Source organism: Flavobacterium sp. (assembly GCF_029945805.1).
Classification (GTDB): Bacteria; Bacteroidota; Bacteroidia; order Flavobacteriales; family Flavobacteriaceae; genus Flavobacterium.
This window is the reverse complement of sequence record NZ_JAQSDH010000036.1, coordinates 1-21288: the sequence shown is the minus strand read 5'-3', so window position 1 is coordinate 21288 and position 21288 is coordinate 1. Positions and strand designations below refer to the sequence as shown.

Here is a 21288-nt window from a genome sequence, read left to right as displayed (position 1 = left end):
AAAATTAAGATTTTATTCTTAACTCCAACTGGAAGCTAAATTAGTATATCCATTCCAATGAATCTGATTCTGACTATCAAAATATAGCTGTCACTTTAAAAGTTCCTTCAAATTTTCCTGAATTGGTTTTTAATACCAATACTAATCCGTTAACGAATAAAGGAATAGAATTAGGTAAGAAAATCTTTTATGATGGTCGTTTGTCTTCAGATGGCGTAGTCTCTTGTGGATTTTGTCACATTCAAGAAAATGCCTTTATACATCATGGACATACTTTTAGTCATGGAGTTGGAGAAGGAATTGGAACTCGGAACACGCCTGCCATTCAAAATATGGCATTTCAATCTCAGTTTATGTGGGATGGTGCTTCAGCGCATTTAGATTTGATGGCTATTTTGCCTATTACCAATCCTATAGAAATGAACGGAGATTTTAACGCAATCACTCAAATGATGCGTAATGATGCCGTTTATAAAAAATTGTTTTCTCAAGCTTTTTCAAATAAAGCTATAAATTCAGAAAACCTATTAAAAGCGTTGGGTCAATTTATGGCTTCAATGGTTTCTTCAAATTCAAGATTTGATAAATATAAACGAAGTGAAGTTGGAGGAACTTTAACACAAGAGGAACAAGAAGGGTACGCTCTTTTTAATCAAAAGTGCTCTAGTTGTCAAGCAACAGATTTATTTACTGATAATTCTTTTAGAAATAACGGATTGCCAGTGAATCCCTCAATTAACGATATAGGCAGATTCAGAGTGACTGAACTGGCTGAAGATTTGCATAAGTTCAAGGTTCCAAGTTTGAGAAATGTAGAAAAAACGAGCCCTTACATGCATGATGGTCGATTTTTCACCCTTGAAGCTGTTTTAGATCATTATTCGTCAGGAATGATAAACTCTCCAACATTAGACGCAAGTTTAAATTCAAATGGAAACATAGGAATTCCGTTAACCTCTTCAGAAAAAACAAAAATCATTGCCTTCCTTAAAACATTAACCGATAATCAATATCTAACCGATAAACGATTTTCAGAATTCTAATAAAATGAAAAAATATATACTACTACTTCTTATAGGAATTCAATTTGTGAATGCTACTGAAAAAGACAGTATTGCGGGATTAAATTCGTTTAGTGGAAATTTTGTGATGCCCGAAGGAATTGAATGTGATGCTTGCGGTTGCTCTGCCAGTGGTGGAAGTATGGGATTTTCATCGATGTTGAATACAAACTTTATTGGAATTCGTTATTTCAATCAACATTACAAAAGTTCGGATGGTTTGTACAGCAATTCGCCTTGGTATAACGAAAGTTTTAATACCGTTCAGGTGTGGGCCAGAATTCCTGTTCATAAAAATATTCAGATTTCCGCTTTGCTTCCGTACCATTTTCACAATCGAGAAACCGCCACAGGCAATCAAGATATAAAAGGAATTGGGGATATTAACGTTTTGGCGATGTATCGTTTGTATCAAACCCTTAAAGACAGTACGTTTTTAGTTCATACTCTTCAAGTTGGTGGTGGAATAAAAGCACCTACAGGTAAGTTTGATCAGGCAAATGCTGGCGATGTAAATCCGAGTTTTCAGGTTGGAACCGGAAGTTGGGACTATTTATTGGCAACAGAATATATTATTAAAAGAAAAAAATTTGGACTGAATACCATTTTGAATTATACCATCAAAACGGAAAATGACAAGAAATACCGTTTTGGGAATCAATTTAATTATGCGGGTACCTTTTTCTACTTATATGAAAAGGAAAAATTGTCCTTTGCGCCGCAATTGGGTTTTGCTGGTGAAGTTTATGGCAGTAATTATCAGTATTCGGAAGTGGTCAGAAAAACAGCTGGAGATATCTTGTTTGGAAAAGCCGGTTTTGAAGTTGGGATGAATAAATTTTCTTTAGGGGTAAATATGATGCTTCCGATAAATCAAAATTTGGCAAGTGAAAGGGTAGAAGCCAAATACAGATGGAGTGTCAACTTGAATTATAGCTTATAATTTGAAACAGAACAATTTTAACAAGTGGTTAAAACAACGTTAAACTCGGCTTGATAAATAGTATTATTTTGTAGGTTTACGATTAGTTAAGGTTTTAGTTTAAATTATTGCGCTTAATCTAAAAGCGAAAGATGAGAGTCTTTCGCTTTTTTATTTCTAAGAACTCTAAAAAGTCTAAAAATCTAAATTGTCTAATCAAAATCCCTCGAAAACGCCCAATCCAAAAAGGGCAAAATCATATTTTACGGGATCGCTAGCATCTAAAATTCTTAATGAAGTGTCTAATTCTAGCAATGCTTTGCTATCGTTTTGTTTTCGGGTAAGTAAACCAAGCTTTCTTGCTACATTTCCAGAATGTACATCAAGCGGGCACGAAAGCGAAGCCATTGAAATGTTTTTCCAGATTCCGAAATCGACACCATTATTATCTTGACGCACCATCCATCGAAGGAACATATTGATTCTTTTTGCCGCCGAACCTTGCATCGGATCCGAAACGTGTTTCATTGTTCGGGATTGATGTTCAATTTCAAAAAAGATTTTCTTGAATTCTGCTATGCTTGGTTGCATGGAATAGGGTTGTTGGTTTTTGGCGAAAGCCATTTCTAATCCATTATGATTGGAATAAATATGTTTTAAGGCTTTAATGAATGTAATAAAGTCGTTGCTGTTGAATGTTCGATGCACAAACCCGTCCAGTTTTTCTAATTGTATTTCGGAATGACTCATTACAAAATCATAAGGCGATTCGCCCATAAGCATCATCATCCGTTTGCTGTTGTTGATAATCATTTTACGATTTCCCCAGGCTATTGTTGCCGTCAGAAATGCCGCAATTTCTATATCTTCTTTAACAGAAAATTGATGTGGAATCTGAATGGGATCGGAATCAATAAAATCTAAAGTATTGTATTGGACTACTTTTTCATCTAGAAATTCTTTGAGTTCCAACTTATTCATGACCGCTTATTTTTTGGGCATAAAAGCCATCTTTCAGGTCTTTACTGCGCTGTTGCGGAATATAGAAAAAGCCGTGTTCAAAATATTGAATTTGTTTTTCATTTACGCACGGTAATTTTCCATTTCCAGTTACCCAAAAGAAAGAATCATCAACGGGAGTTTGATAGATCATATTTCCAACGCTTGAACCTCTAAATTCGGGATTCCACTTAGAATTCGGTTCGGGAATAACAATGTTCTCTAAATGCAAGGTATTATTTTGTACCAATAAATTATTTGTTGTCAAACTTCCAAAAGAAATCGGAATCAGAATCAATACCGTTACAACAAGCATGCTTATTCCGCATAAGCGTAGTATCCATTTCGGCTTGCTAACCAAAGTTGATAGTACTACTAGTAAAAAGAATAAGGTAAAATAGACGTAAAAACGATATTGCGCCGAACTAAAAAATAATAGTATCGAAAGGGCAATAAACGCAAAATAAATAGTCCAAAGTTTGGGCGACTTCTGGATGAATATTAAAACTGGAGCAATTAAAATCATGAGAATGGATACAATCCCGATGTAGCCCGACAATCCATTATAGAGGAAATATTGTCTAGCTAAATCTAAAAAAGATGCATTGGCAAACGAACTACCATCAATATAAAAGGAATGGAGCATGCTTTTGCTAAAGAAGAAATCCATGATAATGGTTGGAACGGCATAATCCAACTCGCTCATTCTGAAACTTAGCAATGGAAACAACGGATAACCCGTTAAAATGATATTTTTTGAAATAAATAAAATCAAAACTAAAACTCCAATAGAGGCAACTGGAAATAATTTTTCTTTTAAAGTCGTGAAACGTTTTATCAATAAAATCAATGGAAATAACAGTAAAATAACAGCCGTTACTTTTATAAAGAAAGCGAAAAATGCCAAAGTTGCGATGATGATAAATGCTTCTTTATCTTCTCTTTGCAAATAGTAGGAAAACAAAATGAATCCGAAAATATAAATTGGTAAATCCGGGGAAGGCGCACTAACAAATTGAAATAAAAAAACATAAGTCAACGGCAGTAGTCCAAAAATCAAATCCAATCGCTTGTCATTTTTGAAATATGAATTCAGTTTCTCGAATGCAAAGAAATTCCCCAATAGCAAACAAAATCCGTTTAAATCGTTAAATCGATCGTACAAAAACGAAAAACTAAACACACTTTGTGTAATGTGCCAGCCACTAGTTTGTCCAAAAAATAAGTGCAAATTCGCTAATCCTTTAACAAAACCATATTCATTCAGCCATTTGACTGTTTGAATATAATAACTTTCATTATCAATGATAAACGGAAGTGTAGCACTTTGAGCCAAAATCAGTATACTACTTATGCACAATAAAATTTTGATAGGAAAAGAGAACGTTGAAAATTGAGTTAAGGTTTGAAAAACAGTCGTCACTACTTCTTTACTATTGTACCAAAATAGGATGGAAAATAATAATAGAACAGTGTGAAAAAGAATATTAATTGGTCCAAAAAATGCCCAAACAGTAGCAAACAATGTTATAGAAAACAATCCTAAAATTGGCGTTATTACCACTTCAAACTGCTGAAAGCGAAGTGCTTTTGAAAATGCCATCCCGAAACCAAAGGCCGTAAAGAAAATGTAAATCCAGCTTAGCAGAATTAATAGCATAGTATCAAACGATTAATCCGTCTTTCATCACTAATTTTCGATCTGCCATATTTGCAAATTCTTCGTTATGGGTAACAATAACAAAGGTCTGACCAAATTCATCTCTCAATTTAAAAAACAATTGATGTAGATTTTCTGCTGATGTTGTATCTAAATTCCCCGAAGGTTCGTCAGCAAAAATTACTGCAGGTTTGTTTATTAGTGCTCGGGCAACGGCTACACGTTGTTGTTCTCCGCCCGAAAGTTCGTTGGGTTTGTGATTTTCTCTTTCGGATAAACCAAGATATCCTAATAATCTTTTGGCTTCAACTTCAGTTGGTGTTTTGTCTTTTCCGGCTATAAAAGCTGGAATGCAAACGTTTTCTAAAGCAGTGAATTCGGGTAATAATTGGTGAAATTGAAAGATAAAACCAAGATGCGTATTTCTAAATTTTGACAACGCTTTATCCTTCATCGTCAATGTGTTTTCTCCATTTATGGTAAGTGAAGTATCTTTTAATTTATCAGGATTATCCAATGTGCCTAGAATTTGCAGTAAAGTAGTTTTTCCTGCACCTGAAGCTCCTACAATTGAAACGATTTCACCTTGCTTAATGTGCAAATCAACACCTCTTAAAACATGTAAACTATCGTAATATTTCTGAATATTTTTGGCAACAATCATTAATATAATTTTTCACAAAGTAACAAAGTATTTTCTTTTTTTAAGTGATATAAAGTTTATTTATAACTGGATAAGTTAATAATTTCAGTTACTATTATTTTTTTGTTTAACTTTTAACTACATTTGTTAAACAAAAAATTAATTCTTATGAACACAGCAATTGAAAGAGAATTATTTGAAATGATAGGCGACAATCATCAAATGACTTCAGCAGAAACTCCGTTACGAATAGATGCTTTCTTAAAATCAGATAAAGACAAAATGATTTCGATCGAAAAGCATTTTTTCCGAATCATGGAAGAGATGGGACTAGATATGACGGATGATAGTTTACAAGGAACTCCACATAGAGTGGCGAAAATGTTTATCCAAGAAATTTTCTCGGGATTAAACCCTGCCAATAAGCCTAAAATATCAGTGTTTGATAATTCATATCACTACGATAAAATGTTGGTTGAAGCCGATATTAGTTTCAATTCTACTTGTGAACATCATTTTTTACCCATAATAGGTAAAGCGCATATTGGTTACGTTTCAAGCGGAAAAGTAATTGGCCTTTCCAAACTAAACCGAATTGTAGATTATTATTCAAGACGACCTCAAGTCCAAGAGCGCTTGATTATGCAGATATTTAATGAACTTAAATCCGTTTTAGAAACCGATAACGTAATCGTAGTTATGGAAGCCAAACATTTATGTGTGTCGAGTAGAGGCATTAAGGATGAAAGTAGTTTTACTTCAACGATTCAATACGGAGGGATTTTTAATGAAAAAGAAAATAGAAATGATTTCTTTAACTTAGTTAAGAAAGAGAAATAAAAGGAATTTTAGGTTACTGTTTTTTGAATGAAGAAATCCCGAATTTATTTGGGATTTTTTTATATATAAACTCTATTCACAAATTTTCAAGAAATCTAATTTATATTTTTGGTAAAAGATTATCAGTTTGGCACTAGAATTGCAACAGCGACTATAAAAATTAAAAAAATGGTTAAAGCAATTCCATTTGAGGCTGCCCAAACTTCAACATCAACTAGAACGGCCAAACTTTTTTTGGGCATTGTTTTCGACTTAATCGGCATGTTTCCTAGTATTTTTCCACCGTTAGCTTTTATTTGGGCACCGTTATCGGCACTACTATTGACCAGAATGTATAAAGGGAAAATTGGTAAAATAGCGGGTATCTTTGATTTTATTGAAGAGATGGTTCCTGTTGTAGATTTTATTCCAACCTTTACAATTACTTGGTTTTATGTTTATGTAATAAAATCCGGTAAATAGTTTACCATTTACAACTTTTCAAACCATTTGACGATAAATCCTAATCCGCAACTTCTAAGCATTTTCTTTTCAAATGCCCAAAAAAAAGTGTGTTGACCAAATATAAAACCATAACTAACAAGCAAGGCTTGGTAGACAGGAAAAATAAGAAGGAGGTATAACGGATAATAAATCCACCCAGAAATAGTTTCTTTACTAATGGCAAAAAGGGCTAAAATGGGTTTGGATAGATAAGCGGATGAAGTGCCTGTGATAGCGAATACAATAAAAATGACAACCAACTGCCAATTTGATTTTATATTCCAGCGCTCTTTAAAGTTTTCCATAGTGGGTTAAAGTCACGCAAATTTACTCAATTTACGGTCTTGGAACAAATCCTCCAAAAGTTTGTTTATTAGTAATTTGAAAATAAACCATATAGTTATACAGTAGATAATTTACTTCATATCCATAATGAATAGTAGGATTATAATCGATGCGCATTTCATACAAATCACTTCCATAGCGTTGGGGCTGATTTGCTCTACTATTCCATTCAGTAACAAAACTCTGATTGTGACTTTCTAAATAACTTTCAGAATAGTAATTTCTTGGACGAGCGTTGCTGGCTAGCCATGAAGTAAAACCTGGATCAATTATAATGACTTCATACTCCAGCGAATCATTAGCAATTCGAACCTTATCTGATGCTTTTACTTTATCGGGTGTTTTTGCTTTGGTAACGATATTTTTGTCGAAATGACAGGAAGCCAAAACAACAATTAAAAGTAGCGGGACAAATAGCTTTATCATGAGAGTTTATGTTTGCCTAAAATTAATCAAAACAAACACTTCTTGTTTCAATTTTAACATAAAAAAAAACACGCGAATGACGTGGGATGCAATGTGATTCCAATATTTTTATTTTCCGAAAAGCTTTCTTATATTCCACCTAAACTTCCTGAATTTTTTGAAACAGCAGCAGCGGCATCATTACTGTTTATTTGCCCGTAGCCATCTTGACCAAGGCCAAATTGTCCTCCATATTTTGAAATAGCATCCCTAATTCCACCACTAGACTCAATCCAAATTTTTCACCTAAAGTACCAGATAATTTCTCAGACAATTGTTGCACCACTGAATTTGAAGCATCAGCGGCATTATTTCCTTGAAACAAACCGGCTAAATCCGATACGTTTCCATTGGCAATCATTCCTTTTAATCCATCAAGAATAGAAGAACTGACTTCATTTAATACGGCTTCATTATGTTTGTTAGGAACCGCTGCATTGTTTACTACAGCTTCTCTGCCAAATTGTTTTACTAAGTCAGTTAATTGATTCAAACATATTTTTAGATTCTAATTGAATATAAATATGTCAACTCAATTAAACATTCTCGACTTTTAATAGACTTATAATTTGTTCTGCCAATTCGGTGCCAATTCGATCTTGAGCTTCCAAAGTTGCAGCACCAATATGTGGTGTCAACGAAATTTTTGGGTGCATTAATATTTGGATTTCCGGAGTAGGCTCATTTTCAAAAACATCTAAACCTGCAAATAATACTTTATTGGTATCTAATGCTTTAAGTAAAGCTACTTCATCCATAACACCACCACGAGCACAGTTAATAATTCCAACGCCATCCTTCAATAATGCTAATTCTTTTTCACCAATTACGTAACCATCTTGAGCGGGAACGTGAAGCGTAATGAAATCAGAATGTTTGAAAAGATCTTCCAAAGGTTCCGTTTCAAATGCTACATTAATGAATTGCCCGTTATAAAAATCAACTCTTACTTCTGCTTTATCCACAAATTTATCAGCAGCAATGACTTTCATTCCAAGTCCAAGTGCCATTTTGGCTACAGCCTGACCAATGCGGCCAAAACCTATAATTCCAATCGTTTTTCCACGCAGTTCAATTCCGTTAGCATACGCTTTTTTCAAACCTTCAAAATGGGTATCGCCTTCCAACGGCATATTCCTGTTAGCATCTTGAAGAAAACGAACACCCGTAAACAAATGGGCAAAGACCAGTTCAGCAACACTTTCAGAAGAGGAAGCTGGAGTGTTTATAACGTGTAATCCTTTGCCACGAGCGTAATCCACATCGATATTATCCATTCCAACACCGCCACGTCCTATGATTTTCAAACTCGGACAGTTATCAATAATATCTTGACGTACTTTAGTCGCACTTCGAACTAAAAGTACCGAAACATTGTGTTCATTGATATAATTAGCCACTTGCTCTTGCGCCACTTTTGTTGTAATCACTTCAAAACCGCCTTTTTCTAAAGCTTCTATTCCACTTTTAGAAATTCCATCATTGGCTAATACTTTCATTTTTTATGTCATTGCGAGTAATGAAGTAATCTCATCCTCATTGTTAATTATAAATTTTAGGAGCTCTTTCCAGCTTTCCATTCTATCTTTTTATCTCGTTTTGAGAACGAGATAAAAAGGATGCCATTCCAATCTGGGCTATTATTCTGCTAACTGAGACTGATTACTGTGTACTTCTTCTAATTTCTTCATCACATCAACCAAAACCTGAACACTTTCTAATGGTAATGCATTATACATTGAAGCGCGATAACCACCAACAGAACGATGACCAGCAATTCCAGAAATCCCAGCTTCTTTCCACATCTTGTCAAAAGTATCTTGATTTTTTGCGTCTACTAATAAGAAAGTAGCATTCATAATGCTTCTATCTTTTTTGTCAGCAGTTCCGACGAACAATGGATTTCTATCAATTTCGTTATAAAGTAAGTTGGCTTTGGCTTCGTTTAGTTTTTCAATTGCGGTAATTCCGCCCTTATTTTTCAACCATTGCAAGGTTAGAAGACAAGTATACACTGCAAAAACGGCAGGTGTATTGTACATGCTTTCGGCTTTAATGTGTTTTTCATAATCCAAAATACTTGGAATGGCTCTTCCCGATTTGCCTAAGATTTCTTCTTTAACCACAACCAATGTTGTTCCGGCAGCGCCCATATTTTTTTGAGCTCCAGCATAAATTATGTCAAATTTAGAGAAATCTAAACTTCGTGAAAATATATCCGAACTCATATCACAAACTATAGGAACATCAGTCTGCGGAAACGATTTCATTTGGGTTCCAAAAATAGTATTGTTACTTGTGCAATGAAAATAATTTGCGTCCGAAGGAATAGTATAATCGGTTGGGATGTTATTGTAATTTTGAGCCGCAGACGAACCCACAACAACTGTCTCACCAAATAATTTAGCTTCTTTAATGGCGTTGTTCGCCCAAGTTCCAGTATCTAAATACGCTGCTTTGCCGTCCGTTTTCATTAGGTTATATGGAACTCTTAAAAATTCCATGCTCGCACCGCCTTGCAAAAATAATGCTTGATATCCTTTTCCTTCTAAACCTAAAAGTTCTAAAACCAAAGACCTTGCTTCATCCATAACGGCAACAAAGTCTTTGCTTCTGTGTGAAATTTCAAGAATCGATAAATCGGAATCGTTAAAATTTAAAACGGCTTGTGCCGATTTTTCGAATACTTCTTGTGGTAAAATACAAGGTCCAGCGCTATAATTATGTTTTTTCATATGACAGAGTACTATAAATTGAAAGGCAAATTTCGGAAACACTACTTGATAATCCGATGGTAAATAGAGGTTAATATACCGATGTTATTAACGAAAACGATGTAGTTTATAATAATAGTTAATGTTTTATATCGAAGACAAGAAAGATAGTGTATCCACATTGTCAGCATAATCCCAAAGTTTAGGTTTTTGAGTTTGACCGAAAGGAATCGATTTTTCAATTAAATCAGTAGAAACAATACACTGAATTTGTTCTGCATCAGTACTCAAACGATTTTGTATATCAACGATATCATCATAATATTCATAAAACACAGAAGAAATAGGCGAGGCATAGCTTGGATCTTCTTTCAAGGTTAAAAATTCATTATCCAGCAGTTTGAAATTACTCATCAGGAAAACGGCTTTGTTGTAATCGTAATTGTTAGCGTATTTTTCGTAATAAATCACCTCTTTTTGCTCGTACATCGCTTGAAAAAATGCTTCAAAACTGTATCCTTTTGGAACAAATAATTTAGAAACATTCCGACATCCCAAACCAAAATACCTAAAAATATCATCACCAAGAGCTACCAAATCGTCATGCGATTCACTTCCGCTTAAAACGGCAACCGAATTTCTGCTTTTACGAATGATGCTGGGTGTATCTTTGAAATAAAATTCGAAATAACGTGCTGTATTGTTGCTTCCGGTAGCGATGATAGCATCAAATTCTTCGAGTCTTCCATCCGTAAAGGAAATATATTGGGAAAGTTTCGGGTCGATACTTATTATATAATTCGCCAGAAACTTTATTAAATGCTGATCATTTGATGATGTTTTTACTAAAGCTTTATGTCCCGAAATCAATACCGAAAGAAAATCGTGGAAACCCACTAATGGAATATTTCCGGCCAGAATTAAACCAATCGTTTTAGGTTCAACATTTGAAAAATTATAATTTGACACCCATTGATTTAAATTTTCTTCTGTCAGTGCTTCTGCCCAAGATTGAATTGAGAAATAAACCTGTTCGCGGGTAAACCAACCGTTGTGCGATTGTGATAGTTCGATCAAGTCTTTAAATTTTTCAAAATACAACTCATTATAAAGTACACCTGCACGTTGAATCGGTTTATCGAGCGTAAATTGGCTAAGAAATTTTCCTAATTCAACAAAAGGTAATTTTGTGTTAATAGAACTCATTTAGATTTGTATATGAAGCGTTTTGATTGTAATTTTGCACAAAAATAAGTAATTGATTTAGCATTAAGGTTTTTTTAATTTGAGAATTTCAATTCTTAACTATCTGAAATCCGAAATCTAATATCTAAAATCTAAAATCAGAATGGCAATCATTATAACAGACGAATGTATAAACTGTGGCGCTTGTGAACCCGAGTGTCCAAACACGGCGATTTATGAAGGTGCAGACGATTGGAGGTATAAAGACGGAACCAAACTAAAAGGGAAAGTAATTTTACCTGATGGAACTGAAGTGGATTCGGACGAGGCACAAACGCCAATTTCAGATGATATTTATTTTATCGTTCCAGGAAAATGTACGGAATGCAAAGGGTTCCACGATGAACCACAATGTGCGGCTGTTTGTCCAGTAGATTGTTGCGTGCCCGACGAAAATCATGTCGAAAGCGAAGAAACGTTACTAAACAGACAAGCATTTTTACATAATGAATAAAAAAAATCCTGAGTTCAACACTCAGGATTTTTTCATTTAAACAGAATGTTTATTTCTGTAAATTATATACTTCTACATTTATTTTATCCGTTTTATCATCATACGTTTCTAAAACAAGATTTCCGTTAGCATCAAAATGACCAATCGAAAACTTTTCATTATTTCGATATATAAAATTGTTGTTCGAAGTTCTTCTTAAATAGTTTGGTTTACTATTGTTTGAAGTAGTCATTGTATAACCTACTTTATCCAAAGCAACTTGATATTTTTCACCATTATAGGAGTAGTAGGCAGAATGATCAACATCGATATAGCGTTCTTGCCCGTCAACACTAATTTTAGTAGTGGCGGTCACTTGAGTAGCAGTTGGCTGAATATCGGTATTTAAAGTTCCTTGAGGAACATCTTTCAGTTGGATATCCTGAACTTCTTGAGTTTGTTCTTTTTTAACCAGCTTATGTTCTCCTTTATTGTCTTTAACTGTAGTAGTAGTTGTTATTGTTTCGGTTTTCTTGTTTTGATTTTGGGCCTGCATTCCTACTGAAAGTAAAAGTGCAAACATTCCAGATGCTATCGTTTTCATGTTTGTTTTGTTTTAATGGTTTGTATAAAGCAAAATTACCTTCAGAAGGGTTCTTTTGCGTTACAGAATTTTTGTTTTTAATTATAGTTTTAACATTTAAACTGATTTATTTGCTCGTTTTGATTAATTCAATGTTTTTTTGATAAACTTTTAGTAAATTTGACTGAAGTCCAATCAAAATGAAGACAAGCTTATTCCTATTTTTTTTAATTTTTAGTGTAACTGCTTTTTCTCAAAATCAAGAAAAATCAATTGTGCTGAAAGACGCCGACTCTAATGAACCAATTGAAGATGCTACCGTTTTTATAGCTAAAACAAAACAGACGTTACTAAGCAATTCGGAAGGAGCAGTCAGTTTTGTTTTAAACGGAATTTCAAATATTCAGATTACCCATTCTTCTTATACTACAGTTAAGTTGCGCTCCAATATATTAAAGGAGAAAGAAAATGTAATTTTGCTAAAAAGTAGCATTACAGGTTTGGATGAAATTATTGTAACCAAACAACATCCTCAAAAAATCTTAAAAACAGTAGTTGAAAATTCGATTAAAAGGCTAACCGTTCCGGCACGTTTGAAAGTATATTCACGAGAATTTTTTAAGATGAATGGAACAAATTCCTATTACAATGACGGCTTAATGAACTTTCAATTGTTTGGCAACAGCAAAAATTTTAAAACCGATATTTTACTGGAGCAAAACCGTTCTTATGGTTTAATAAATGAAGAAATCAGCGGCGATGTGTTGGGTTATAATCTAAATGATATCATGCAGAATTATTATAACTTTAAATATCTGAATCCGCTTATGGAAGTCAAGGCAAAGAAAGAATATGATTTTGTAATCAAATCGTATCCAGCAAATGATGATTATTATATAATGTTGGTAACTCCAATCGACAACGTAAAAGAATTGCTAGACGATTTTACCATACTTTATGACAGAAAAAAGAAAATAATTGTGGAAGTAAATTCGTTTGTTTCGCCAACAACAATTGCCAATATGAAAGACAAAACTTCACTAGGATCTAAGAATATTTACAAGTCATTATTCAAAACGATCTATCGGCTAGACAATTCAAATTATTATTTAGTAAGTTCTCGTGAAGAGATTGGCTTTGAGCGAATTGAAAAAGATAAAAAAACGGATATTGAAGTCAAAAATTACTTTGTTACCACCAATTTTAGTAACAACAATTATACTTATAAAGACAGCGATGTTTTTAAAGACAAAACCCTCTACAACAAAAAAAACACCATTCTAACCAATTACTGGGATGTTTCAGGATTAACTACAACCGATGAAGAGGAGCAAATTATCCTCGCATTAGAACTCAGACAATAACTTTCCAATCTCGATTTATTCGCTTTTGTTACTTGATTTTATTACGCTATATTTGCACTCTTTTTATAACAAAATCACAAATGGCATGCTTTAGCATTGCATATTACCGATAAAAACAATATTCAAGAAATATGAAAGCAGGAATTGTAGGATTGCCAAATGTTGGAAAATCAACTTTATTTAATTGTTTATCAAATGCTAAAGCGCAGAGTGCCAACTTTCCGTTTTGTACCATCGAACCCAATATTGGTGTTGTAAATGTGCCTGATCCAAGAATAAACCGTTTGGAAGAGTTAGTAAAACCAGAACGCGTTCAAATGGCAACCGTAGATATTGTTGATATTGCAGGTTTAGTAAAAGGAGCAAGTAAAGGTGAAGGTTTAGGAAATCAGTTCTTAGCAAACATTAGAGAATGTAACGCGATTATTCACGTAGTGCGTTGTTTTGACAATGATAATATTGTGCATGTTGATGGAAATGTAAATCCAATTCGTGACAAAGAAACCATTGACATAGAGTTGCAGTTAAAAGACTTGGAAACGGTTGAAAAACGTTTGGAAAAAGTAAACCGTGCTGCAAAAACCGGAAACAAAGAAGCGCAGACTGAGAAAGCATTGTTGGACCGAGTTCGTGAAGCTTTATTACAAGCCAAATCGGCTCGTACTGTTGTTCCTCAAAATGTTGACGAAGAAGCACTATTCGAAGATTTCCAATTAATTACAGCAAAACCAGTACTATACGTTTGTAATGTTGACGAAACTGCAGCCGTAAACGGAAATAAATATGTTGATCAAATTCGGGAATTGGTAAAAGATGAAGATGCAGAAGTAATCATTCTTTCTGTTGGCGCTGAAGCTGATATAACCGAATTAGAAAGCTATGAAGAACGTCAAGTATTCCTTGAAGATATGGGATTGTCTGAGCCTGGTTCCGCCGTATTAATCCGTGCAGCTTATAAATTATTAAAACAACAAACCTATTTCACAGCCGGAGTTAAAGAAGTTCGCGCGTGGACTATAAATGTTGGTGATACCGCACCAAAAGCGGCTGGCGTTATTCACACCGACTTCGAAAAAGGATTCATCCGGGCCGAAGTTATCGCTTTTGAAGATTATTCTGCTTTAGGTTCAGAATCTAAATGCAAAGAAGCCGGAAAACTAAGAGTCGAAGGTAAAGAATACATTGTAAAAGATGGTGATGTGATGCATTTCCGTTTCAACGTTTAATTGCGGCGAAAGAAGCTTGAGAAAAGAAATAAAATATAAACCGTTAAAGAAATTTAGCGGTTTTTTTATTTAGGAGCACAACGTTTTTCGTCCTAATACTAAATCCTCCCGCTGTCCGTTCTATTCCCGATAAATCGGGAGATGCCACTCCCATCGGGGCTAATGAGAACGTTTTTCTTTTTTAAGACCAAATGAAAAAAAGTTGGCACAACATTTGGTTGTCCAAAAACCAACCAAAACAGAACCATGAAAACCATCAAAAAAAGTCTAAAATTTATCGGAAAATCATTTTTAGGAATTCTAATCTTCCTAATTGTTTATGTTTTAGCTGCTTTCATCTTGTCTAAAATAACCGTAAATTCTGAATCAGACCAACAAGCGCAAGAAGTTCCAATATACATAAGAACCAATGGAGTGCATACGGATATTGTTGTTCCAGTAAAAAATAGCATCAAAGACTGGAGCCAACAAATCAAATTTGAAAATACACAATCCAAAGATACCATGGCACAATACTTAGCTTTCGGTTGGGGCGACAAAGGTTTTTATCTCGACACACCTGAATGGTCCGATTTAAAAGCAAGTACAGCCTTCAATGCCGCCTTCGGATTAGGAAATTCAGCAATGCACACCACATTTTATAAAAGTATCAACGAAAATAAAGACTGTGTCAAAGTGTTGATTTCTCAAGTAAATTATCAAAAACTAACCGATTATATTGAAAGTAGTTTTCAGTTAGATGCAGCACAAAATCCACTATTTATTACAGCTACAACGTATGGTAAAAATGATAGCTTTTACGAAGCGTACGGTAAATATAATTTATTTTATACTTGTAATTCGTTGGCAAATGGAGCACTCAAAGCATCCAATCAAAAAGCTGCCTTTTGGACCGTAACCGATACCGGAATATTTTGCCATTATCAGTAAGATTTTGTTGCTTAAATCTTCTTTTTTCTGCCTTCTACTTCCTTAAGACTGCCAACTAATTTTGTCAATATCATTCTTAATAACTTTGGTAAATTCTACTTCTAAAATCCTCGAATTTCCTTTATATTAGCACCAATTCGATACATCCCAAATGCAAGACGAAAATCAATATACAGAAGACAATATCCGTTCATTAGACTGGAAGGAACACATCAGAATGCGCCCCGGAATGTACATCGGAAAACTGGGTGACGGTTCTTCTCCAGATGATGGAATTTATATTCTTCTGAAAGAAACCATCGACAACTGTATCGATGAATTTGTCATGGGCGCCGGAAAAGTGATAGAGGTAACCATCAAAGACAAACTGGTTACTGTTAGAGATTACGGTCGCGGCATTCCGTTAGGGAAAGTGGTGGATGTTGTTTCTAAGATGAATACAGGTGGAAAATACGATTCTAAAGCATTTAAGAAATCGGTTGGTTTGAATGGTGTCGGAACTAAAGCCGTGAATGCATTGTCCAATTATTTCCGGGTGGAATCCGTTCGAGATAACCAACAAAAAGCTGCAGAATTTTGTGCCGGAAATCTAACCCTCGAAGAAGATATCGTTGAATCAACCAAGCGCAAAGGAACCAAAGTTTCTTTTATTGCCGATGAAACCATTTTCAAAAACTACAAATACCGTAATGAGTACATCATCAAAATGCTCAAGAATTACTGTTATTTGAATACGGGTTTAACGATATACTACAATGGCGAAAAATACTATTCGGATAACGGATTAAAAGATTTACTAGAAGAAACGATCACCGAAGAAGACATGCAATATCCAATCATTCATCTTTTGGGTGATGATATAGAAATCGCGCTGACACATAGCAAATCTCAATATTCAGAAGAATACCATTCCTTTGTAAACGGACAAAATACCACACAAGGTGGAACGCATTTAGGGGCTTTCCGCGAAGCGATTGTAAAAACCATCAAAGAATTTTATAATAAACCTTTTGAAGCTTCAGATATTCGTAAGTCGATCGTTTCGGCAATTGCGGTAAAAGTAGAAGAACCGGTTTTCGAAAGCCAAACCAAAACCAAATTAGGGTCGACCGATATTGGTCCGAAGGGCCCATCAGTGCGTACTTTTGTCAACGATTTTATCAAAACCAAACTCGATAATTTTCTACATAAAAATCCGGAAGTTGCCGATTTATTATTACGCAAGATTCTACAAGCGGAACGGGAGCGTAAAGAACTTTCCGGAATTAGAAAATTAGCCAAAGACAGAGCGAAGAAATCAAGCTTACACAATAAAAAACTACGTGATTGCAGAGTTCATTTAACGGATGCCAAAAACCCAAGAAGTTTAGAAAGCACACTTTTTATTACCGAAGGAGATTCGGCGTCGGGTTCGATTACCAAAAGCCGTGATGTAAACACACAAGCCGTTTTTAGTTTGCGTGGAAAGCCTTTGAACTCTTACGGAATGTCAAAGAAAATCGTTTACGAAAACGAAGAATTCAACTTGCTGCAAGCGGCGCTGGATATCGAAGAAGACATGGGTGATTTGCGGTACAACAATATCGTAATCGCTACCGATGCCGATGTTGACGGAATGCACATTCGACTGCTTTTGATTACATTCTTCCTGCAGTTTTTCCCTGAGTTGATTAAAGACGGCCATTTATACATTTTGCAAACACCTTTATTCCGTGTGCGAAACAAAAAAGAAACCATCTATTGTTATTCGGAACCGGAACGTGTTGATGCGATTGAAAAGCTAAAACCAAAACCAGAAATCACACGATTCAAAGGATTAGGAGAAATTTCACCTGACGAATTCAAGCATTTCATTGGCGAAAGCATAAGACTTGATCCCGTAATGTTAGATAAAGCAACACCAATTGAGACTTTATTAGAATTCTATATGGGAAAAAATACACCAGACCGTCAGGTTTTTATCATAAACAACTTGAAAGTGGAATTGGATGTGGTGGAGAAAGTTTAGGAGCACAATGGAAAGCACAAAGTACTCAAAGTTCAATTATGGAAGAAGAAAATGAGATCAGTAGAATAATATTAGATTGTGCTTATAAAGTTCATACTAAATTAGGTTCAGGGTTATTAGAAAAAGTATATCGTGAATGTTTAGCTTATTAATTAATAAAATGCGGGTTAGATGTTAAACAAGAAAAGGCGTTTCCTGTAATATATGAAGATATAAGGTTGGATTGTGGTTATAGAGTAGATTTAATTGTGAATAATAAAGTAATAGTTGAATTAAAAGTAGTGCAAAATTTTACAATTGAACATATAGCTCAATGTCTAACATACATGAGGCTTTCAGAATGTAGGTTAGGTTTACTTTTCAATTTTTACAAGAAGTCATTGAAAGATGGTATTAAAAGATTGATATTATAATTGCTGTAATATTTTATATAAACATTGTGATACTTGGTGTAAAACTTTGATAAATATTGTGCTACAATAAAAATAAAAATATAAAACATTGTGAAACTTAGAGTAAAACTTAGTGAAACTTTGTGCTACAAAAACGCATAAATGAAAGACGAAGAAGAAGACGATATAATTCCAAACGAAAACGAAGACGAGAACGAACAAAACGAATCGGTAGAGGAAACTCCCGAGGAAGGTTTTGAAGACCTCAAGGCTTCGGGAAATCATTTCTACGAAAACGAAGAAAATCCAGAAGATACCATTACCAAAGTTACAGGAATGTACAAGGATTGGTTTTTGGATTACGCTTCCTATGTAATTCTAGAGCGCGCGGTTCCTGCGATTGAAGATGGTTTCAAACCAGTTCAGCGTCGTATCATGCACTCAATGAAAGAATTGGATGATGGACGTTACAACAAAGTAGCGAACATTGTTGGTCACACGATGCAGTACCATCCTCACGGTGATGCTAGTATTGGGGATGCGATGGTGCAAATCGGGCAAAAGGAATTGATAATCGACATGCAAGGAAACTGGGGAAATATCCTCACAGGCGATAGTGCTGCGGCTTCGCGTTACATTGAAGCGCGTATTTCTAAATTGGGTCACGATATTTTATTCTCTCCAAAAATTACGCAATGGGGAATGTCGTATGACGGTCGTCGTGCCGAACCTATAAATCTTCCAGTTAAGTTTCCGTTATTGTTGGCACAAGGTGCCGAAGGTATTGCAGTTGGCTTATCGACAAAAGTGTTACCTCACAATTTTATTGAATTAATCGATGCTTCGATAAAAATATTAAAAGGAAAACCATTCACACTTTTCCCCGATTTTCCAACAGCGGGAATTGCGGATGTTTCCAATTATAACGATGGTTTACGCGGCGGACGTGTTCGGGTGCGTGCTAAAATCGGACAATTGGATAAACAAACTTTAGTAATAACCCAAATTCCATTTTCAACCAATACTTCAACTCTGATTGATAGTATTCTGAAAGCCAATGAAAAGGGGAAAATTAAAGTTAAAAAAATAGAAGACAATACGGCTGCCGAAGTTGAAATCTTAATTCATCTTCCAGCAGGCGTTTCTCCAGATAAAACGATTGACGCGCTGTATGCATTCACGGCTTGTGAAACTTCGATAGCGCCTTTGGGTTGCGTGATTGAAAACCATAAACCTTTGTTCGTTGGCGTTTCTCACATGTTGAAAATATCAACGCATCGAACGGTTGATTTGCTAAAACGAGAACTCGAAATTCAGTTGGACGAACTAGAAAATAAATGGCATTTTTCTACATTAGAAAAGATTTTCATTCGGGAAGAAATGTACATCGACTTCAAATTGTATTCCGACAGAGAATCGCTTTACGTTTATTTGTATGAAGCTTTTAAACCATTTTCAAAATCTTTTGTACGCGAGATTCATGATGAAGATTTACAGAAACTGACTCAGATTCCGATGATTCGTATTACGCGTTTCGATTCGGATAAAGCAGATGATGCAATTTCCAAACTGGAAGCTGAAATGGAACAAGTGAAACATCATTTGGCAAATATTATAGAATTTGCGATTGACTTCTTCCAAATGCTGAAAGACAAATACGGAAAAGGTCGAGAACGTCAAACCGAATTGAGAAGTTTTGATACCATTGAAGCGACGAAAGTGGTTCTAAGAAATACCAAACTTTACGTAAACAAAGAAGAAGGTTTCTTTGGAACCGGTTTGAAGAAAGATGAATACGTTGCCGATTGTTCGGATATTGACGATGTAATTGTGTTTCTTCGCGATGGAAAAATGATGATTGCCAAAGTGGATGACAAGAAGTTTGTTGGAAAAGATATCATTCATATCGCTATTTTTGATAAAAACGACAAGCGTACGATTTACAACATGATGTATCGTGACGGAAAAAACGGTTCGACATTCATTAAACGTTTCAACGTTTCTGGAGTGACACGAGATAAATTCTATGATTTAACGCAAGAAAAAGCCGGTTCACAAGTGTTGTATTTCTCAGCAAATCCGAATGGTGAAGCCGAAGTTATTACGATTTTATTGCGTCAAGTGGGAAGCATCAAGAAATTGAAATGGGATTTAGATTTTACGGATATCGCCATCAAAGGCAGAGCATCTCGTGGAAATACAGTAACTAAATATCCAATCAAGAAAATAGAATTAAAAGAAAAGGGAATTTCAACTTTGCGTCCGAGAAAAGTTTGGTTTGACGATACAGTTCAGCGTTTGAATGTAGATGGAAGAGGCGAGTTGCTTGGTGAATTCAGACCGAATGATAGAATATTGCTAATCAATCAATCCGGAAAACTGAAAACTATTATTCCCGAATTGACCACGCATTTCGATGAAGATATCGTTGTGATGGAAAAATGGAATCCTAACAAACCGATTTCAGCCATTTATTACGACGGCGAAAAAGAACGTTATTTTATCAAACGTTTCTTAGTTGAAAACGAAAATAAAGATGAGATTTTCATAACAGAACACGAAAAGTCACAACTCGAAATCGTTTCCACCGATTGGCGTCCGATGGCGGAAATTGTTTATGCGAAAGTGAAAGGCGTTCAAAAAGAAAATCAAACGATAAATCTAGAAGAATTTATTGCGGTAAAAGGCATTAAAGCTTTAGGAAATCAATTGACATCAGATAAATTGAAACAAGTAAATTTATTGGAATCGTTGCCTTATGAAGAACCCGAACCAGAACAGCCTGAAGAAATGGAAGTAACGGATGAAAGCGATGTTTCGGAAGATATTCAAACAGAAACCGATGATGATGGACAGATCACATTAAGTTTAGAATAAATAAAAAACTCCCAAAATTTGGGAGTTTTTTATTTATTGTTTCTGTCTTGTCCTGAAATAGCGATACACAAAAAAGTATCCTTATGGAAAAACATGAA

Annotated in this window: 20 protein-coding genes and 1 pseudogene; 11 read left to right on the top strand and 10 right to left on the bottom strand. The window is 34.9% G+C overall.

Annotated elements, in window-relative coordinates:
* Positions 1–122: 122 nt before the first annotated feature.
* Positions 123–1043 carry a cytochrome c peroxidase gene (locus PSU83_RS09490; protein WP_363319886.1) on the top strand — a complete coding sequence of 307 codons (921 nt, stop codon included), beginning with the start codon at positions 123–125 and terminating at the stop codon, positions 1041–1043.
* 4 nt (positions 1044–1047) lie between these two features.
* Positions 1048–2004, top strand: coding sequence for a transporter (locus tag PSU83_RS09485; RefSeq protein ID WP_300589163.1), 957 nt, complete (start codon positions 1048–1050; stop codon positions 2002–2004).
* A 195-nt stretch (positions 2005–2199) separates the two neighbouring features.
* On the opposite strand, the gene PSU83_RS09480 is transcribed toward PSU83_RS09485, so the two are convergent.
* From PSU83_RS09480 to PSU83_RS09470, 3 genes are read right to left on the bottom strand one after another with little or no spacing between them, the layout of a single operon-like run.
* Positions 2200–2964 carry a TIGR02757 family protein gene (locus PSU83_RS09480; RefSeq protein WP_300589162.1) on the bottom strand — a complete coding sequence of 255 codons (765 nt, stop codon included), beginning with the start codon at positions 2962–2964 and terminating at the stop codon, positions 2200–2202.
* Positions 2957–4642 (bottom strand): hypothetical protein, encoded by a 1686-nt coding sequence (locus PSU83_RS09475; RefSeq protein WP_300589161.1) that lies wholly within the window; start codon positions 4640–4642, stop codon positions 2957–2959. Before PSU83_RS09475 ends, PSU83_RS09480 begins: the two co-directional genes overlap by 8 nt.
* 4 nt (positions 4643–4646) lie before the next feature.
* Complete coding sequence (locus PSU83_RS09470) at positions 4647–5306, bottom strand: ABC transporter ATP-binding protein (protein ID WP_300589160.1); 660 nt, start codon at positions 5304–5306, stop codon at positions 4647–4649.
* Positions 5307–5453: 147 nt separating this feature from the next.
* Here PSU83_RS09470 and folE point away from each other — a divergent pair, with 147 nt between their 5' ends.
* Complete coding sequence (gene folE, locus PSU83_RS09465) at positions 5454–6125, top strand: GTP cyclohydrolase I FolE (RefSeq protein ID WP_300589159.1); 672 nt, start codon at positions 5454–5456, stop codon at positions 6123–6125.
* A gap of 168 nt (positions 6126–6293) precedes the next feature.
* Positions 6294–6587 carry a hypothetical protein gene (locus PSU83_RS09460; RefSeq protein WP_300589158.1) on the top strand — a complete coding sequence of 98 codons (294 nt, stop codon included), beginning with the start codon at positions 6294–6296 and terminating at the stop codon, positions 6585–6587.
* A gap of 8 nt (positions 6588–6595) precedes the next feature.
* Here PSU83_RS09460 and PSU83_RS09455 read toward each other — a convergent pair whose 3' ends face one another.
* From PSU83_RS09455 to PSU83_RS09430, 6 genes are all read right to left on the bottom strand, one after another.
* Positions 6596–6913, bottom strand: coding sequence for a DUF6787 family protein (locus PSU83_RS09455; protein ID WP_300589156.1), 318 nt, complete (start codon positions 6911–6913; stop codon positions 6596–6598).
* Positions 6914–6944: 31 nt separating this feature from the next.
* Positions 6945–7379, bottom strand: a complete 435-nt coding sequence (locus tag PSU83_RS09450) for a DUF6146 family protein (RefSeq protein WP_300589155.1) — start codon at positions 7377–7379, stop codon at positions 6945–6947.
* A gap of 187 nt (positions 7380–7566) precedes the next feature.
* Positions 7567–7911 (bottom strand): hypothetical protein, encoded by a 345-nt coding sequence (locus PSU83_RS09445; protein ID WP_300589154.1) that lies wholly within the window; start codon positions 7909–7911, stop codon positions 7567–7569.
* Positions 7912–7954: 43 nt separating this feature from the next.
* Positions 7955–8917 carry a D-2-hydroxyacid dehydrogenase gene (locus PSU83_RS09440; RefSeq protein ID WP_300589153.1) on the bottom strand — a complete coding sequence of 321 codons (963 nt, stop codon included), beginning with the start codon at positions 8915–8917 and terminating at the stop codon, positions 7955–7957.
* A gap of 141 nt (positions 8918–9058) precedes the next feature.
* Positions 9059–10153: a 3-phosphoserine/phosphohydroxythreonine transaminase gene (serC, locus tag PSU83_RS09435; RefSeq protein WP_300589152.1), complete on the bottom strand. Its 1095-nt coding sequence runs from the start codon at positions 10151–10153 to the stop codon at positions 9059–9061.
* A gap of 126 nt (positions 10154–10279) precedes the next feature.
* Positions 10280–11338 (bottom strand): acyl-CoA reductase, encoded by a 1059-nt coding sequence (locus PSU83_RS09430; RefSeq protein WP_300589151.1) that lies wholly within the window; start codon positions 11336–11338, stop codon positions 10280–10282.
* A 142-nt stretch (positions 11339–11480) separates the two neighbouring features.
* Between PSU83_RS09430 and PSU83_RS09425 the strand changes: the two genes are divergently transcribed.
* Positions 11481–11831 (top strand): 4Fe-4S dicluster domain-containing protein, encoded by a 351-nt coding sequence (locus PSU83_RS09425; RefSeq protein WP_300589150.1) that lies wholly within the window; start codon positions 11481–11483, stop codon positions 11829–11831.
* Between the two features lie 49 nt (positions 11832–11880).
* Here the strand turns inward: PSU83_RS09425 and PSU83_RS09420 are convergent, their stop codons facing one another.
* Positions 11881–12414 (bottom strand): hypothetical protein, encoded by a 534-nt coding sequence (locus PSU83_RS09420; RefSeq protein WP_300589149.1) that lies wholly within the window; start codon positions 12412–12414, stop codon positions 11881–11883.
* 179 nt (positions 12415–12593) lie between these two features.
* On the opposite strand from PSU83_RS09420, the gene PSU83_RS09415 reads away from it, so the two are divergent.
* The 6 genes and pseudogenes from PSU83_RS09415 to PSU83_RS09390 all read left to right on the top strand — a co-directional run bounded on the left by PSU83_RS09415 (position 12594) and on the right by PSU83_RS09390 (position 21190).
* Complete coding sequence (locus PSU83_RS09415) at positions 12594–13757, top strand: hypothetical protein (protein ID WP_300589148.1); 1164 nt, start codon at positions 12594–12596, stop codon at positions 13755–13757.
* Positions 13758–13888: 131 nt separating this feature from the next.
* A complete protein-coding gene (ychF, locus tag PSU83_RS09410) occupies positions 13889–14983 on the top strand; it encodes a redox-regulated ATPase YchF (RefSeq protein WP_300589147.1) in 1095 nt (364 codons plus the stop codon).
* A 246-nt stretch (positions 14984–15229) separates the two neighbouring features.
* Positions 15230–15913: a TIGR02117 family protein gene (locus PSU83_RS09405; RefSeq protein WP_300589146.1), complete on the top strand. Its 684-nt coding sequence runs from the start codon at positions 15230–15232 to the stop codon at positions 15911–15913.
* Positions 15914–16064: 151 nt separating this feature from the next.
* Positions 16065–17921 (top strand): DNA topoisomerase IV subunit B, encoded by a 1857-nt coding sequence (locus PSU83_RS09400; protein WP_300589145.1) that lies wholly within the window; start codon positions 16065–16067, stop codon positions 17919–17921.
* Positions 17922–17959: 38 nt separating this feature from the next.
* A pseudogene (locus PSU83_RS09395) lies at positions 17960–18334 on the top strand (GxxExxY protein).
* Positions 18335–18475: 141 nt separating this feature from the next.
* The gene (locus tag PSU83_RS09390; RefSeq protein WP_300589144.1) at positions 18476–21190 is read left to right on the top strand and encodes a DNA gyrase/topoisomerase IV subunit A; all 2715 of its coding nucleotides are present in this window, start codon (positions 18476–18478) and stop codon (positions 21188–21190) included.
* The last annotated feature ends 98 nt before the right edge of the window (positions 21191–21288 follow it).